Consider the following 16745-nt stretch of genomic DNA (forward strand, 5'->3'; position numbering starts at 1 on the left):
TTGAAAGAATGCGATCTTTCTGATATCTTGCCTGAAGCATCTTTTGAATTCTGATCTGCCATTGCAAGCATGTTAATGGGGGCTGGGCCTCGATATTTAATTGCTTCTTTAACTGTTTTGTCCGCTTAATAGCGCATAACGTGCAAGCAGACAGAACTTTTCGACCGCCGGAGTATAACGGGAATGGATACCGAAAACGTCGCCGAAAACGGAACACCTGAATCCGTCACAGTGGAAACACGCTTTGGCGATATCGAATTCAGTTGGGACAAGGGCATTTATATGCCGGTTGGCCTTCTTGGCTTTCCTGAACATCATGTCTTCGGTCTGGCGAATATCCCGAACACGTCGCTTGATCAGTTCAAACTGTATCAAAGCCTGACGGACGCCAATCTGTCCTTCATCGTCGCACCCTATAATATGGAAAGCGGCGTTTACGCTGAAAAAGACCTTACGAATGCGCAAAAAAGCCTGGCGATTGACAGCGCGGACATGGCCATTCTGATGGTTGTGACGATCCGCAGCGCACCGGGCGGCCAGGGCATCACGATGTCAACCAACCTGCGCGCCCCCATTCTTGTCGATACCGGCCGTCAGGTCGCCTGGCAGCATATTCTGCCGAATGAAAAATACTCCGTGCAGCATGACCTGTAATTTTTGCCTAGCATAACTGGCACGCGCATTGCTTTGATGTTCCACAAGGCAATGTAGCCGAGAGATCGAATGGCCGGGCCATTCAGTCTTATCCGTGTAGGAGGAAAAAAATGGCTCTCAATATTATTTCCAACTATGCAGCGAACGTCGCCCATCGCAACTTGACCAATTCGGACACGATGGCGACACGGTCGCTTGCAAAGCTTTCTTCTGGTACCCGTGTTGTTTCCGCACGTGACGATGCAGCGTCGATGGCGATTGGCGCCCGACTGAATGCAACGACACAGGCACTTAAAACGGCAACGGTTAACGTCGGCCAGGCCAACTCGATGCTGCAGATTGCAGATGGCGGCATGGCAACCATCGACAACATCCTTGTGCGCATGAAAACGCTGGCCGTTCAGGCATCGTCCGGCAACCTGTCGGACACCGAACGCGGCTTCCTGAACGACGAATTCGTTCAGCTGCGCGAGGAAATCGACCGTATCGCCTCCTCCACCAACTTCAACGGCATTCAGTTGCTCGGTGATGGTGGTGACGTTGCACTTGAATACGGCGACCTTGCTGCCGGTCAGGGTGGTGAAGCCCTTGTTCCGGTGAACGGCTTCGACAACTTTGCCATCACCGACAACAACTACTGGGCAACGGACGCCAACGCAGGCGGCGTGACCGATAACAGCTTCGAGGTCAATATCAATTACGGCGCTGGCGACCAGGTCATCATGACCGTCACCAGCACCATTGATGGCGCCGCTGACCGCACCCAGTCGATCGATATCACTGATTACCGCACGGGTGGAACGACCGCGATCGGTGCCGGTGACAATGCGACACTGAACTTCGATGAACTCGGCCTGACCTTTACGGTCAACACCAACTTCTCGGCTTCGGTCGCTGCAATCCGCGCTGACAACACCGGCGCATCCGACTTTGGCACCGACACGGACTTCAATGGCTCGGGCCTTGACTCTGCTGCTGGCAACGTCGTCACCATGGCGGCCGACAACGGCCAGCAATTGCAACAAACCGTCGACTTCCAGGTTGGCGCTGGCAATACGGCAAATGATCGTCTGGCAATTTCGTTTACCGCGGTCGACTCTGAGACTCTTGGGTCCGGTTCCGCCGGCACACAGGACTCTATTGCAGATCTTACCGACAACGCGATCGATACTGCTGCAAATGCACAAAGTGCTGTTGAAGTTATCGGACGTGCAATTGACGACCTGCAACGCGCACGCGCCAATATCGGCACCTATCAGAACCGTCTGGACTTTGCCGGTCAGAACCTTGCGTCCACGCAGGAAAATACTGAATCGGCACGCTCCACCCTGCTGGACCTTGATGTGGCCGCGGAAATGACCGCCTTCACCTCCAAGCAGATCCTGGTTCAGTCCGGTGTGGCCATGCTCGCACAGGCAAACCAGATGCCGCAGAACCTGCTGCGTCTGCTGCAGGGATAACATCGTACTTAGTCTTAATCGACCTTACAAAGGGGGCGGTCATAACCGCCCCCTTTTTCATTTTCATGATTAATGATCAAAAGTACCCATTAATGGTTGCTTAAGTTTTTCATAGACAACACATCAACCTTAAGTATAGCATGATAAAGCTAGGCTTTGCTTAGTGCAGTCAGGATGACTGCGCAGGCTGCAATTGCAGCACTGGCGCTTGCCAGACTCTTTTGGTGGACATGTCCACCAGAGCTATCCATGTAGGAGTTACAATATGGCTCTCAATATCATTTCGAACTACGCTGCGAACGTTGCGCACCGTAACCTTTCCGCATCTGACGAGATGGCGACCCGTTCGCTGTCGAAACTGTCTTCTGGTACCCGTGTTGTTTCCGCACGTGACGATGCCGCCTCCATGGCCATCGGCGCACGTCTGAACGCAACCACCCAGGCACTTAAAACGGCAACGGTTAACGTTGGTCAGGCCAACTCGATGCTCCAGATCGCCGATGGCGGCATGGCAACCATCGATGATATCCTGGTTCGTATGAAGACGCTGGCTGTTCAGTCTTCTTCGGGCAACCTGTCCGATACCGAACGCGGCTTCCTGAACGACGAATTCACCGAACTGCGTGACGAGATCGACCGTATCGCATCCTCCACCAACTTCAACGGCATTCAGCTGCTGGGTAATGGTGGCGATGTCGCTATCGAGTTCGGCGACCTTGCTGCCGGTCAGGGCGGTGAAGCCCTTGTTGCCGTGAACGGCTTTGACAACTTTGCCATCACCGACAACAACTATTGGGCAACGGATGCCAACTCCGGTGGCGTTACCGATAACAGCTTCACCGTGAACATCAATTATGGCGCAGGCGACCAGGTCATCATGACCGTCACCAGCACCATTGATGGCGCCGCTGACCGTACCCAGTCGATCGACGTGACCGACTTCCGGACGTCCGGCACCACGGCGATTGGCGCAGGCGAAAGTGCAACCCTGAACTTTGACGAACTTGGTCTGAGCTTCACGGTTAACACCAACTTCTCGGCTTCGGTCGCTGCAATCCGTGCTGATAACACCGGCGCATCCGACTTCGGCACCGACACCGACTTCAATGGCTCGGGCCTTGACTCTGCTGCTGGTAACGTCGTCACCATGGCAGCTGACAATGGCCAGCAGTTGGCAAACAGCATCGAGTTCCAGGTCGGGGGCGGTAACACCGCGAATGACCGCCTGTCGATCAGTCTGACATCTGTTGACTCCGGATCTCTTGGAACCGGCGTTGGTGGCACTGAAACAGCCCTGAATGACGCAACTGTTGATATTGCAACTGCTGCTGCCGCTCAGAACACTGTTGAAGTTGTTACCCGGGCGATTGACGATTTGCAGCGCGCACGTGCTGCAGTTGGTACCTCGCAGAACCGCTTGGACTTTGCTGGTCAGAACCTTGCTTCCACGCAGGAAAACACTGAATCGGCACGCTCCACCCTGCTTGACCTTGACGTGGCTGCGGAAATGACCGCCTTCACCTCCAAGCAGATCCTGGTTCAGTCCGGTGTGGCCATGCTCGCACAGGCAAACCAGATGCCGCAGAACCTGCTGCGTCTGCTCCAGTAATCCTGGCGACTTGAAATGCATTGATAAAAGGCGGTCTTCGGATCGCCTTTTTCATTATGAAAAGCCGAAAAATGGATTCGCCAAATTGAAGGCGCCCTTGCTATTTCGGGCGACAAACAACTGCAGCCCTGAAAGGCAAGACTGCAAAAATCATAATAACCAATTGAAATTATTAAATTAGATTACACTAAAGAATCTTCTGGACAGGATACACATACTTACGTATATTAAGACTACTCGAATGGACCCGTCTGATCAGGAAGATCTTCAAGTCCGCTTTCGGCAAGAGGCCGAAAATTTATGGTGGCAATGCCACTATGAGCTATCCAAGTAGGAGAGATAAAATGGCTCTTAATATCATTTCGAACTACGCTGCAAACGTTGCGCACCGTAACCTTTCCGCATCTGACGAGATGGCGACCCGTTCGCTGTCCAAACTGTCTTCTGGTACCCGCGTTGTTTCCGCACGTGACGATGCCGCTTCCATGGCCATCGGCGCTCGTCTGAACGCAACCACCCAGGCGCTTAAAACGGCAACGGTTAACGTTGGTCAGGCCAACTCGATGCTGCAGATCGCTGACGGCGGCATGGCAACCATCGATGACATCCTGGTTCGCATGAAGACGCTGGCTGTTCAGTCTTCTTCGGGCAACCTGTCCGATACCGAACGCGGCTTCCTGAACGACGAATTCACCGAACTGCGTGACGAGATCGACCGTATCGCATCTTCCACCAACTTCAACGGCATTCAGCTGCTGGGTGACGGTGGCGATGTCGCTATCGAGTTCGGCGACCTTGCTGCCGGTCAGGGCGGTGAAGCGCTTGTTCCGGTGAACGGCTTTGACAACTTTGCCATCACCGACAACAACTACTGGGCAACGGACGCCAACGCAGGCGGCGTGACCGATAACAGCTTCGAGGTTAATATCAATTACGGCGCCGGCGACCAGGTCATCATGACCGTCACCAGCACCATTGATGGCGCAGCTGACCGTACCCAGTCGATCGACGTGACCGACTTCCGGACGGGTGGCACCACGGCGATTGGAGCAGGTGAAAGCGCAACCCTGAACTTTGACGAACTTGGTCTGAGCTTCACGGTTAACACCAACTTCTCGGCTTCGGTTGCGACCGTCCGCGCAGATAACACCGGCGCATCCGACTTCGGCACCGACACCGACTTCAATGGCTCGGGCCTTGACTCTGCTGCCGGTAACGTCGTCACCATGGCAGCTGACAACGGTCAGCAGTTGGCAAACAGCATCGAGTTCCAGGTTGGTGGCGGTAACACCGCAAACGACCGCCTGTCGATCAGTCTGACATCTGTTGACTCCGGATCCCTTGGAACCGGCGTTGGTGGCACTGAAACAGCCCTGAATGACGCAACTGTTGACATTGCAACTGCTGCTGCTGCCCAGAACACCGTTGAAGTTGTTACCCGTGCGATTGACGACTTGCAGCGCGCACGTGCTGCAGTTGGTACCTCGCAGAACCGCTTGGACTTTGCTGGTCAGAACCTTGCTTCCACGCAGGAAAACACTGAATCAGCACGTTCCACCCTGCTTGACCTTGACGTGGCTGCGGAAATGACCGCTTTCACCTCCAAGCAGATCCTGGTTCAGTCCGGTGTGGCCATGCTCGCACAGGCAAACCAGATGCCGCAGAACCTGCTGCGTCTGCTCCAGTAATCCTGGCGACTTGAAAATTCACGAAAAGGCGGCCTGTTGGCCGCCTTTTCTTTACCACCTATCGAAGGCCACTCATTCCACACGGTCGCCGTCACAGGGCATCCCGACCATTCTACGCCAGGCAAAGAAATGGCCGTTGAAAAACTATAGGTTCGAGTGTCTTCGATTCGGCTTGATCCCGCCCTACGAGCAGAGAAACTCGATTTACGCGACCTCGTTCTTCAAAATTTATTTATTTATTTTCAATTATTTAACATCATTATCAGCTGTCGTTTGATTTTTTTGTAGACGACAAAAGAAATTCGATTATCAATATCTGACACGGTTCCCATAAATGTTGTTCAAGAAGAACTTCAGGGTTCCATTCTGCTGTTACATGTCGTTTCAGCACTCATTCCAAGTAGGAAGATGAAAAATGGCTCTCAATATCATTTCGAACTACGCTGCCAACGTTGCGCACCGTAACCTCACCGCATCTGACGAGATGGCGACCCGTTCGCTGTCGAAACTGTCTTCTGGTACCCGTGTTGTTTCCGCACGTGACGATGCCGCCTCCATGGCCATCGGCGCACGTCTGAACGCAACCACCCAGGCACTCAAAACGGCAACGGTTAACGTTGGTCAGGCCAACTCGATGCTCCAGATCGCCGATGGCGGCATGGCAACCATCGATGACATCCTGGTTCGTATGAAGACGCTGGCTGTTCAGTCTTCTTCGGGCAACCTGTCCGATACCGAACGCGGCTTCCTGAACGACGAATTCACCGAACTGCGTGACGAGATCGACCGTATCGCATCTTCCACCAACTTCAACGGCATTCAGCTGTTGGGTAATGGTGGCGATGTTGCTATCGAGTTCGGCGACCTTGCTGCCGGTCAAGGCGGTGAAGCCCTTGTTCCGGTGAACGGCTTTGACAACTTTGCCATCACCGACAACAACTACTGGGCAACGGACGCCAACGCAGGCGGCGTGACCGATAACAGCTTCACTGTGAACATCAATTACGGCGCCGGCGACCAGGTCATCATGACCGTCACCAGCACCATTGATGGCGCCGCTGACCGCTCCCAGTCGATCGACGTGACCGACTTCCGGACGGCCGGCACCACAGCAGTTGGCGCAGGCGAAAGCGCAACCCTGAACTTTGACGAACTTGGTCTGAGCTTCACGGTTAACACCAACTTCTCGGCTTCGGTCGCTGCAATCCGCGCTGATAACACTGGCGCATCCGACTTCGGCACCGACACGGACTTCAATGGCTCGGGCCTTGACTCTGCCGCCGGTAACGTCGTCACCATGGCAGCCGACAACGGTCAGCAGCTGGCAAACAGCATCGAGTTCCAGGTTGGTGGCGGTAACACCGCAAACGACCGCCTGTCGATCAGTCTGACATCTGTTGACTCCGGATCTCTTGGAACCGGCGTTGGTGGCACTGAAACAGCTCTGAATGCCGCAACTGTTGACATTGCAACTGCTGCTGCTGCTCAGAACACTGTTGAAGTTGTTACCCGTGCGATTGACGACTTGCAGCGCGCACGTGCTGCGGTTGGTACCTCGCAGAACCGTCTGGACTTTGCTGGTCAGAACCTTGCTTCCACGCAGGAAAACACTGAATCGGCACGTTCCACCCTGCTTGACCTTGACGTGGCTGCGGAAATGACCGCTTTCACCTCCAAGCAGATCCTGGTTCAGTCCGGTGTGGCCATGCTCGCACAGGCAAACCAGATGCCGCAGAACCTGCTGCGTCTGCTCCAGTAATCCTGGCGACCTGAAAATTCACGAAAAGGCGGCCTGTTGGCCGCCTTTTTTTATTTCGTGGTGACCAACACCACCTTCTGGCCTTGGCGCGCATGAGCTCCGCAGGGAACGACTACAGCTCCTCGCCCCTCGCGCCCCGTTGACGTCACACCATCACCGAATACGAAACTGCCCTGCTGCTTGCCTCGAAATTGTAAACCGACTGCAACCGCACGACACAGTACCCACAACCAGAACAGCCACAAGCATACCTATACGAATGACGTCTCCTGCATTGCAGCATACAGCACCCGAGTAAATCCAGCTCGGATTCGCCTTGCAATCTGCGACTTTGCCAATCGGTCAATATTTTTCCGCCCACTAACCTTTTGTTTTTTATGATTAACTACAGATTAATTTTTCACTGGACAGGCAACTAACCTAAAAGTATATTTCATCTTACCTGTAGTTTCGCTTTTGTTGCCATGTAGGACAGCAAAAGCAGTTCTGGCAAATGTGCCGGATACGAACAGCAAGATGTTGTTCAGAGCTGTCCAAGTAGGAGATGCGTCATGGCTCTTAATATTATTTCGAACTATGCTGCGAACGTAGCACACCGTAACCTTTCGGCTTCTGACACGATGGCGACCCGTTCGCTGTCGAAATTGTCGTCCGGTACGCGTGTGGTTTCCGCGCGCGATGACGCAGCTTCCATGGCCATTGGCGCCCGCTTGAATGCGACGACCGAGGCCCTTAAAACCGCTTCTGTTAACGTTGGCCAGGCCAACTCGATGCTCCAGATCGCCGATGGCGGCATGGCAACCATCGATAACATCCTTGTGCGTATGAAAACGCTGGCTGTTCAGGCATCCTCTGGCAACCTTTCCGACACCGAGCGCGGCTTCCTGAACGATGAATTTGTTCAGTTGCGTGAAGAAATCGACCGTATCGCATCATCGACCAACTTCAACGGCATCCAGCTGCTGGGGGACGGTGGCGATGTGGCGTTTGAGTTCGGTGATCTGGCAGCCGGCCAGCAAGGTCAGGCCCTCGTCCCCGTGAACGGTTTTGACAATTTTGCCATCACCGACAACAATTACTGGGCGACTGATGCCAATACCAACACAGTCACTGACAACAGTTTTGAAGTGAATATAAATTACGGCGTAGGCGACCAGGTCATTATGACCGTCACCAGCCTTATTGATGGCGCCGCTGATCGCACGCAATCAATTGATATCACGGACTTCAGAACCGGTGGCACGACTGCAATTGCCGCCGGCGGAAATGCGACGCTTAATTTTGACGAGCTGGGTCTGACTTTCACAGTCAACACCAACTTCTCGACGTCTGTTGCTGCTATTCGCGCTGACAATACCGGCGCATCCGACTTTGGCACCGATACAACATTTGGCGCGAGCGGCATCAACTCTGCAACCGGCAACATCGTATCCATGGCAGCCGATAACGGTCAGCAGCTTCAGAGTTCCATCGAATTCCAGGTCGGTGGTGGCAACACCGCAAATGACCGTCTTTCGATCACCCTGAACGCGGTTGATTCCGATACGCTGGGTGCCGGTGCGCTGGGAACCCAGACATCGTTGCAGGACCTTGGCGCGACCGCGATCAGCACCGCGGCCAATGCGCAGTCTTCGGTTGAAGTTGTCACCCGCGCGATTGACGATCTGCAGCGCGCACGTGCAGCCGTGGGTACATCCCAGAACCGTCTGGACTTTGCGGGACAGAACCTTGCAACCACGCAGGAAAACACTGAATCCGCCCGTTCGACCCTGCTTGACCTTGATGTTGCGGCCGAGATGACCGCCTTCACCTCCAAGCAGATCCTTGTTCAGTCCGGTGTAGCAATGCTTGCGCAGGCAAACCAGATGCCGCAGAATTTGCTGCGTCTGTTGCAGTAAGCACGCTGTCTCACTTGGGCACGTCCATGTTGGATTGCCTTTGTAATTCAACAAGACATCCTGCTGTCACAGGATGGCGGCTTAGGAGCTTAGGAAAATGGAAGTTGTAAACAACAGTTATAGTTCACCGGGTTCAGCGGGCAGCAGTTACGCTGCTGCGTCGCCTGCACCTGCCCCGAAAATCGACACGACCGCGGCAAGCACTGCTGCGAAGTCGGCAGAAAAGCAGTCTGCTGTTCCCAAGGAATTGCAGGACGCACTGGCAAGTCTTGATCTGCCTGATGTCGCTGACGGATCGGCACGTGTCGAGCTGAACTTTAACCAGGACACCGGTCGTGTTGTCGCAAAGGTTACCGATCGCGTAAGCGGCGATGTCCTGCGTGAAATCCCGTCCAAAGAGTTGCAGCAACTGTTTTCCCAGATGCGCGAATATCTTGGCAGCTTCGTGGACGAAGAAATTTAACGGGACCAGCGGGCACATCAGGCACGGTTTTTGCAAACATTTCGGACAGATACGTCCGCACATAGGCAAAATCGACCGGGCGCGCCCAAGGAGCTAAACCAATGAGCAGCTTGAATTTAAATAACATCTATGTTGGCGATAACGGCCGCGTCCAGTTGTCTGGCGGCTCATCCAACATCGATTTCGTCGACACCGTCGACCAGATGATTGCTGCCCGTCGTATTCCTGCGGACAATCTTGAAAAACGCATCGAAGCAAACGACGAAAAAATTGCCGCCCTGAAAGAGCTGCAAACCCTTGTTGGTACGCTCAAGGATTCCATGGCGAACCTTTATGGTGCGACCAGTTTCGACAAATCGAAGAACATCTTCGAAGCAAAACAGATTTTCGCCGCCTCGAACGGCAGCGACGCCGGCTCCCTGATGGGGGTTACCGCGACCAATGCAGCGGCGACCGGAAGCTATAAGTTCGAAATCGTCGATGTCGCAAGCAAGCACAAACTGTCCAGTGATACCCAGGCCGTCGCGGCAAGCGCAGACGTCACCGGTCTTACCGGCACCGGCAGCTTCACCGTTACCGGTGGTGTGGGCAGTTCGTCGATCACGGTTTCGGCTGGCGATACGCTTCAGGATATTCGCGACAAGATCAACAACGTCAAGGACACCACCGGCGTTCAAGCGTCTGTTATCAAGGTTTCAGCGACCGAAAGCACGATCATCTTCACCTCGACCGAAGAAGGCGTTGATAACCGGATGTCCTTTAGTGACGATACCGGTAACGTCCTGCAAAGTCTGGGTGTTCTGACCGATCCGACCACGATCAACGCAGCCAATGTGATTGATGATGGCAATGATGCCTCCATCACCCTTGACGGCATTACCGTTACCCGTGGCACCAACGAATTTTCCGATCTGATCGATGGCCTGACCATCAGCCTTTATGATGCCGAACCGGGCACCGAAATCACGATCGAGATCGAACAGGACCTGAACCAGGCGAAAACGGCAATCCTTGACTTCGTCGATGCCTATAACGCGGTTCAGACCTTTATCAACGAAAAGACCTTTGTCGATCCGACCACCGGCGAAGCATCCGAAGACGCGATTCTGCTTGGCAATACGTCTGTCAAAAGCATTGAGTCCGCACTTCAGCAGATTGCCGGCTCCTTTGCCAATGGTGTAACCGACCGTGCGGGCAAGGATGACTATTCGGTACTGGCTGAAATCGGTCTGGATTTCGTGGCCTATGGCTCGAACGAGGACCCGCTTGTCAGCAAAACCATCGAAGTCGATGAAGCAGCTCTGAATGCGGCCCTGCTCAATGAGCCCGATGAGGTGATGGAACTGTTCCTGTTCCGCGGGAAATCGAACAATTCCGACGTCACCATGACCGGCTTTAGCAACAAAACCAATGCCGCGACCTATGATTTCAACATCAATGCGTCCGGCGGCGCCATCACCAGTGTGACCTATGACATCACGGTTGATGGCGTGACCACGACGGGCAAAAACGCCGTTGTGACCGGGAACAGCATTCGTACAGCCGATGGTCTTCGCCTGATTTATGGTGGCGATGGTCTGGCAAACGACACGGCTACTGTGACCACATCTGTTGGTATTGGTGCGCAGTTCTATTTTGAACTCGACTCAATCCTGGATGATGAAAACGGCACATTGACCCAGGCAATTTCGGATCTCGAAACGCAAAACACGTCCTATGACGAAAAAGTTGAGCGGATCGACGACCGCCTCTCCCGACAGCGAGAAGTCCTGATGGATCAGTTCATTGCGATGGAATCTGCCCTCGCACGGATGAAGAACATTCAGAGCTCTCTCGACGAATTGATGGCTGCAGGTAAAGATAGTAGTTAACTTTTCCATGCCATACATGCACACTAAAGAGACGCGTCGCATACCAAGGAGTGTCGCATGAATGAACACGCCGCCCAAACGTACAAGCACCAGCAGGTCAATACAGCTTCACCCGCCAAGATGGTGTATATGCTGTTCGAAAAGACCCTGTCGCGCTTGCAAGAGGCAAAGAACGCGATTGAGCGCAACGACATTCAGGGGCGCTGCAACGCCAATTGCAGCGCACAGGAACTGATTGCCCATCTTTCAAATACGCTGGATATGGAACAGGGTGGCGAAATCGCCGCCAATCTGGAGCGCCTTTATGCGCATTGCCTGATCCGCTTGATGGATGTTGATCGCAAGAATGACCCGGCACCTGCCGATGAAGTCGCCCGTCTTCTGACACCGCTTCGTGATTCCTGGGCTGCCTTGGCTGAAAAAAGCGAAGGCGAACTGCGTCAGGCCATCATGATTGCCCAGCAAGACCGCCCGGCACCCGCCGCATCCGAACAGATCGAAGCACCGGATACGGCATCGAGCACCGAAGAAGCCCCGGCACCGGCAAAATCGGGCCTGTCAATTTCTGCCTGATCCGCAAAGCGGAACCGAATTTGGTCATCTGACCCGCATAAAGGCCCCGACATATTTGTCGGGGCCTTTTGCATGTCTGAGCCAAGCCATTCGTTGCGGCCTTCCCGAAACAGGATCATTTTTGCCCGGTCCCGGGGGATAGACAGGTCGGGCAAAAATTTCCCCTGTCGGCAACAGCCCGCTAAGGCGCTGAAATTCTATACAATTTGTTAACGCCCGAAACTGGCCCGGCGCTTGCACATGTTCTGACACTGTTTCCAAAAGGACCAAGGTCATGAACAGCTCTGCGATTACAAACAGCACCATGCCAACCATCTCCATTCCGGGCTCAACCGCCAGTGAAAGTGCGGGTTCGGGCTTTGGCGATGTCATGGCATCGATCACGGAAAACTGGTCGGAGCGCAAAAGCCAGATCAAATATGACACGGCAAAATCTGCCCAGAGCACCTGGGACGATAGCCGCGCAGACAGGCATGCCGATCGCAGCATTGAAAATGACGATGCCAAAAGTGCATCACGTTCCGATGACAAACGCGATGATGAACCGATGCGCGCAGAGCGCAATGACCGCGACGATCATGGCAAAACCGATGATCGCAAGGCCGATGACAATCGCGATGTCGATACCGGCAGCCGCGATGCCGACCGCGCTGAGGATCAAACCCAAAGCGCTGATAGCGATCAGCCTTCTGACGAAAATGTCGCGGCCTCTGATGATGATGGCGCACCGTCGGAAGATGGAAAATCTGCCGCTGGCGATAAAGAAACTGCCGAAGGTGACGACACCCAGGTCGAGCTTGCCGTAACCGATCCCAATCAGCCCGCCCAGACCGTCCCGCTTCCGGGATCCCAGCAGGCGATTGATCTGGCCAAAGCACAGGCCGCCGCATCGCAATCAATTAATGCAAATGCCGGCACCAACGGCCAGAACGGCACACCGGCAAACGGTCAGGTCAATCCGGGAATGGCCGCCAATGCCGCTGCCAGCGATGGCACGACCGACGGTCTGATGAGTTCAACAGCACTCTCGCAGCCGGCCGCCGCTTCATCGGCAAAAATGGCGATGAATGGCGTGGATACGACCGCCGGTGATGATGTCTCGTCTGATAAATTCCTGTCGCGCATTGTTGATGCAATGAGCGCCGATGGCAAAGCCAAAACCGACGCAACAGGCATCACCAACGCAACGGTCAATGGCCAGTCGGCAAACGCCAATGGTGCACAGTCAACCGCAACCAACCCGGCACAAACTGCACAGGCAGCACAGCAAGCCATGGCCGCAGCAGCCGGTGCCCAGAACATGCAAAATGCAGCTGGCAGCCCGCAGGCACAGGCGAATGCCGCTGCAAATGGCACGGTAACAGCAGCCGGCGCAAGCGAAGCAACCGCCCAGACCGCGCCGGGACAGCTCAACAGCACCAACAGCCTGCATCAGACCAATACCGGTGGCCAAACCGCACAGACCGCGCGTCAGGCCCCCGCCCAGCAGGTCCAGCAGCAGGTTGCCGTGTCGATCAAAAACGCCGCCAGTGACGGTGTTGATAAAATTTCGGTCCAGCTTCGCCCTGAACATCTCGGGCGGGTGGATGTGAAAATGGAGATCGGCCACGATGGCCGTATCCAGGGTGTCATTCAGGCAGATACACGCGAAACACTGGACATGTTGCGCCAGGATTCCCGTGCATTGCAGCAGGCTCTTAAGGATGCCGGCCTGAATGCAGACAGTCAGAGCTTCACCTTTGAACACAGAGATCAAGGTGGCCGGGGTCAGGAAGGCCAGAGCCAATCTCGGATGACCGCCAACCAGGGCAGCAGCCCGGGCGATGGCGACATCCTGAGCGGAGCCGAACTCGCCGAACATGTTGGCATTGGCTATGGGATCAATCCCAACGGCCTTGTCGATATTCGGATCTAGGAAAGGTAGAGGGAACTTCCCATGGCCATTTCATCCCTAACCAACGTTGGTCTGTCCCAAAGCGATACCAACGCCGCGTCCAGCAGCTCGGCAAGCCAGCTTGCGCAGAACTTTGATACGTTTCTGACGCTTCTGACCACCCAGCTCAAGAACCAGGACCCGACCTCGCCGATGGAAAGTGATAAATTCACCGACCAGCTGAGCCAGTTCGCCCAGGTTGAACAGGGTATCCAGAGCAACAAGAACCTCGAAGACCTGATTGCGATGCAAAGTCAGCAGCGTCAGCTTTCTGCCCTGTCCTATGTCGGGGCCGAAATCGAAGCCGTTGGTGATACCAACTGGCTCGAAGAAGGCGGCGAGCTGAAATACAAATACAACGTTTCGCCCGAAGTTCCGCGTCTGCAACTGCAGATTCAGGATCAGAGCGGCAAAACCATCTATTCCGAAGAACTTACCGACGTGTCCGGCCTGCAGTCCTTTACCTGGGACGGCAAAAACAATAGCGGCGTCGAACAGGCAGCCGGGGCTTATACCCTGGTTCTCAAGCCGATGGCCGCAAACGGCGACACATTCCAGACTGACAAAGGCAAACCTGCATCTGTTGCCATTGGCATCATCGGGTCTGTCGATAGTGTCGATATCGACGATAGCGACATCTATCTCCGCATTGGTGACGTCTCTGTACCGTTCTCCACCCTTACCAACGTCAAGCTGGGTGCGAGCTCTACAGATACGAACACTGGCGGCAATGATACCGGAAGTGACGAACAGGACGAAGCAGCCTGAGGGCTTTCTTCCGATTTTGATCAACACCCTGTAAGTGCAGGAGAAGAAAAATGAGCCTTTTTGGTGCAATGATTTCCGGTGTATCCGGCCTGAACGCGCAGTCACAGAACCTGGGCGTCATTTCGGACAACATCTCGAACCTTAATACCATCGGGTACAAGGGTACGGTTGGTCGTTTTTCGACCCTGGTGACTGAATCCGCCACCAACACCCGTTACACCCCGGGCGGTGTCTTGTTCCACCCGACTGCCCTGATCAGCAAGCAGGGCTTGCTTCAGGCAACGTCATCGACCACGGCGGCCGCAATTTCCGGCGACGGTTTCTTTATCGTCCGCGATAATGCGAACCCGGGCACGAATGACGAACTGTTCTTTACCCGCGCCGGTGACTTCAAGCCTGATGATGACGGCTATCTGCGCAATACGGCGGGCTACTATGTTCAGGGTTGGGCAACCGACCGTGAAGGTACGCTTCTTGATGCAAATGGTAACACCACGACATCAAACAGCTCGGCTGTTACGGATCTTCAGGTTCTCGACATCAACTCGATCCTGACGGCTGCGGCTTCGACGACGTCGATCGAGTTTGGTGCGAACCTTAACGCTGACGAAACCGCTGTGACAGGTGGCACCGCCACCTCGACCACGACCGGTATCGACTATGACACCACCGACCTGACCACCCTTGCCGGTATCAACAACGGTGACCAGTTCAGCATCACCCATAACGGTACGACAACCAACATCACGATCAGTACCGGTGACACGCTTGAAGATCTGGCCGCTGCCATCAGTGCCGTGACCGGGATCAATGCGACAACCACCACAACCGGCACCAACGATACCCTGACCCTGACGGCGGCCTTTGCCGATCAGGGCGTGACCTTTGCCAACGTGACCGGCACGCCGTTCAGTGCAACCGGCATCACGGTTCCGGGTGTGCCGGGCACCCTGGCACCGACCTATGTTGCTGGTAACCTTGCAACCGGCACTGTTGCCGAAGACAACACCATGCCTGTCACGATTTATGACTCGCTGGGTTCGGCCCATACGGTCAACCTTCAGGTCGTGAAACTTGGTCAGAACCGCTGGGGCTTTGAGCTGACCGGCAACACCACAGCTGGTGAACTCGACGCGACAGATCACCCGAACGGTCTTATTCAGGCCGGTATCATCACCTTTGACGGGTCGGGCAACCTTCAGACCTTTACCGGTGTTGCAGCAACCATCGGCGGTGTAACTGTCGGCACGACCGGTGACCTTGACGATGCCGATATTTCTGCGGAATGGACCAATGGTGCCGATGACAGTACCTTCAGCCTTGATTTCGGGACCATCGGCCTTGGTAACGGTATCACGCAGTTCGCTGCCGGTGCCGATGCAAACGGTAACCTTGTCAATTACACCACCCACTTCATCAACCAGAACGGCGCACAGGCCGGGACCATGGTGAACTACGCCCTGACCGAAGAAGGCTTCCTGCAAGTCGAATTCGCCAACGGTGTGAAACGCCCGGTCTACAAGCTGGCAATCGCCACCTTCGAGGCGCCCGATGAAATGGAAAACCACACTGGTAACGTTTATCGCCAGACACGTGAATCGGGTGACTATCTGCTGCGTGAACCGGGCCTGAACGGTGCGGGTAACGTTGTGGCATCCGCCCTTGAAGGGTCGAACGTCGATCTCGGTGAAGAATTCACCAACATGATCGTGACCCAGCGTGCCTTCTCGGCGAACACCAAGACGATTACCACGACCGATGAAATGCTCGACGAGCTGATCCGGATCAAACGGTAATTGATATCTGTTGCAGGGCGTTAGCCCGCCCTGCGATGTTCTGCTTTTACAGGGACTCGCCCGGCACTTGTGCCGGGCTTCTTTTTGGCACAATGACTCACTACATTAAACGCAGGCCAAACCGGTCAACAAAGATACAAATGATTCAAATCACTGGTGAATTTGAATCACGCAACTGGGCAAAAATTGCCGGTTGTTAACCTGTTCTTCAGCATGGAGAACTATTCGTTGTTGATGCTGGTCGAATTCCGTATGGACCGACCCGCATCGGGG

At 54.6% G+C, this 16745-nt stretch carries 12 protein-coding genes; all 12 read left to right on the top strand.

Annotated features, from left to right (window positions below; translation table 11 throughout):
- Positions 1-183: 183 nt before the first annotated feature.
- Positions 184-654 (top strand): flagellar assembly protein FliW, encoded by a 471-nt coding sequence (fliW, locus tag SIB88_RS17755; RefSeq protein ID WP_068517440.1) that lies wholly within the window; start codon positions 184-186, stop codon positions 652-654.
- Positions 655-764: 110 nt separating this feature from the next.
- Positions 765-2114 (top strand): flagellin, encoded by a 1350-nt coding sequence (locus SIB88_RS17760; RefSeq protein WP_101247573.1) that lies wholly within the window; start codon positions 765-767, stop codon positions 2112-2114.
- Positions 2115-2379: 265 nt separating this feature from the next.
- Entirely contained in the window at positions 2380-3723 is a 1344-nt protein-coding gene (locus SIB88_RS17765) for a flagellin (RefSeq protein ID WP_412558707.1), read from the top strand.
- Positions 3724-4067: 344 nt separating this feature from the next.
- Positions 4068-5411, top strand: coding sequence for a flagellin (locus SIB88_RS17770; protein ID WP_206928012.1), 1344 nt, complete (start codon positions 4068-4070; stop codon positions 5409-5411).
- Between the two features lie 415 nt (positions 5412-5826).
- Positions 5827-7170, top strand: a complete 1344-nt coding sequence (locus SIB88_RS17775) for a flagellin (protein ID WP_412558708.1) — start codon at positions 5827-5829, stop codon at positions 7168-7170.
- A gap of 551 nt (positions 7171-7721) precedes the next feature.
- Complete coding sequence (locus SIB88_RS17780) at positions 7722-9068, top strand: flagellin (protein WP_082817738.1); 1347 nt, start codon at positions 7722-7724, stop codon at positions 9066-9068.
- A gap of 97 nt (positions 9069-9165) precedes the next feature.
- Entirely contained in the window at positions 9166-9531 is a 366-nt protein-coding gene (locus SIB88_RS17785; RefSeq protein WP_068518003.1) for a flagellar protein FlaG, read from the top strand.
- Between the two features lie 101 nt (positions 9532-9632).
- Positions 9633-11402 (top strand): flagellar filament capping protein FliD, encoded by a 1770-nt coding sequence (gene fliD, locus SIB88_RS17790; protein WP_114114002.1) that lies wholly within the window; start codon positions 9633-9635, stop codon positions 11400-11402.
- A gap of 57 nt (positions 11403-11459) precedes the next feature.
- Positions 11460-11975 (top strand): flagellar export chaperone FliS, encoded by a 516-nt coding sequence (gene fliS, locus SIB88_RS17795; RefSeq protein ID WP_412558709.1) that lies wholly within the window; start codon positions 11460-11462, stop codon positions 11973-11975.
- Between the two features lie 274 nt (positions 11976-12249).
- The gene (locus SIB88_RS17800) at positions 12250-13890 is read left to right on the top strand and encodes a flagellar hook-length control protein FliK (RefSeq protein WP_412558710.1); all 1641 of its coding nucleotides are present in this window, start codon (positions 12250-12252) and stop codon (positions 13888-13890) included.
- A gap of 21 nt (positions 13891-13911) precedes the next feature.
- Complete coding sequence (locus tag SIB88_RS17805) at positions 13912-14676, top strand: flagellar hook assembly protein FlgD (RefSeq protein ID WP_068518008.1); 765 nt, start codon at positions 13912-13914, stop codon at positions 14674-14676.
- Positions 14677-14726: 50 nt separating this feature from the next.
- A complete protein-coding gene (locus tag SIB88_RS17810) occupies positions 14727-16472 on the top strand; it encodes a flagellar hook protein FlgE (protein ID WP_101248081.1) in 1746 nt (581 codons plus the stop codon).
- Positions 16473-16745 lie beyond the last annotated feature (273 nt).

Source organism: Thalassospira sp. MIT121401 (assembly GCF_047125595.1).
In the GTDB taxonomy this organism is placed as follows: domain Bacteria; phylum Pseudomonadota; class Alphaproteobacteria; order Rhodospirillales; family Thalassospiraceae; genus Thalassospira; species Thalassospira povalilytica.

Excerpts from the sequence above, each read along its gene's own strand:
- fliW (WP_068517440.1), top strand. The coding sequence starts at position 184 with ATGGATACCGAAAACGTCGCCGAAAACGGAACACCTGAATCCGTCACA.
- SIB88_RS17760 (WP_101247573.1), top strand. The coding sequence starts at position 765 with ATGGCTCTCAATATTATTTCCAACTATGCAGCGAACGTCGCCCATCGC.
- SIB88_RS17765 (WP_412558707.1), top strand. The coding sequence starts at position 2,380 with ATGGCTCTCAATATCATTTCGAACTACGCTGCGAACGTTGCGCACCGT.
- SIB88_RS17770 (WP_206928012.1), top strand. The coding sequence starts at position 4,068 with ATGGCTCTTAATATCATTTCGAACTACGCTGCAAACGTTGCGCACCGT.
- SIB88_RS17775 (WP_412558708.1), top strand. The coding sequence starts at position 5,827 with ATGGCTCTCAATATCATTTCGAACTACGCTGCCAACGTTGCGCACCGT.
- SIB88_RS17780 (WP_082817738.1), top strand. The coding sequence starts at position 7,722 with ATGGCTCTTAATATTATTTCGAACTATGCTGCGAACGTAGCACACCGT.
- SIB88_RS17785 (WP_068518003.1), top strand. The coding sequence starts at position 9,166 with ATGGAAGTTGTAAACAACAGTTATAGTTCACCGGGTTCAGCGGGCAGC.
- fliD (WP_114114002.1), top strand. The coding sequence starts at position 9,633 with ATGAGCAGCTTGAATTTAAATAACATCTATGTTGGCGATAACGGCCGC.
- fliS (WP_412558709.1), top strand. The coding sequence starts at position 11,460 with ATGAATGAACACGCCGCCCAAACGTACAAGCACCAGCAGGTCAATACA.
- SIB88_RS17800 (WP_412558710.1), top strand. The coding sequence starts at position 12,250 with ATGAACAGCTCTGCGATTACAAACAGCACCATGCCAACCATCTCCATT.
- SIB88_RS17805 (WP_068518008.1), top strand. The coding sequence starts at position 13,912 with ATGGCCATTTCATCCCTAACCAACGTTGGTCTGTCCCAAAGCGATACC.
- SIB88_RS17810 (WP_101248081.1), top strand. The coding sequence starts at position 14,727 with ATGAGCCTTTTTGGTGCAATGATTTCCGGTGTATCCGGCCTGAACGCG.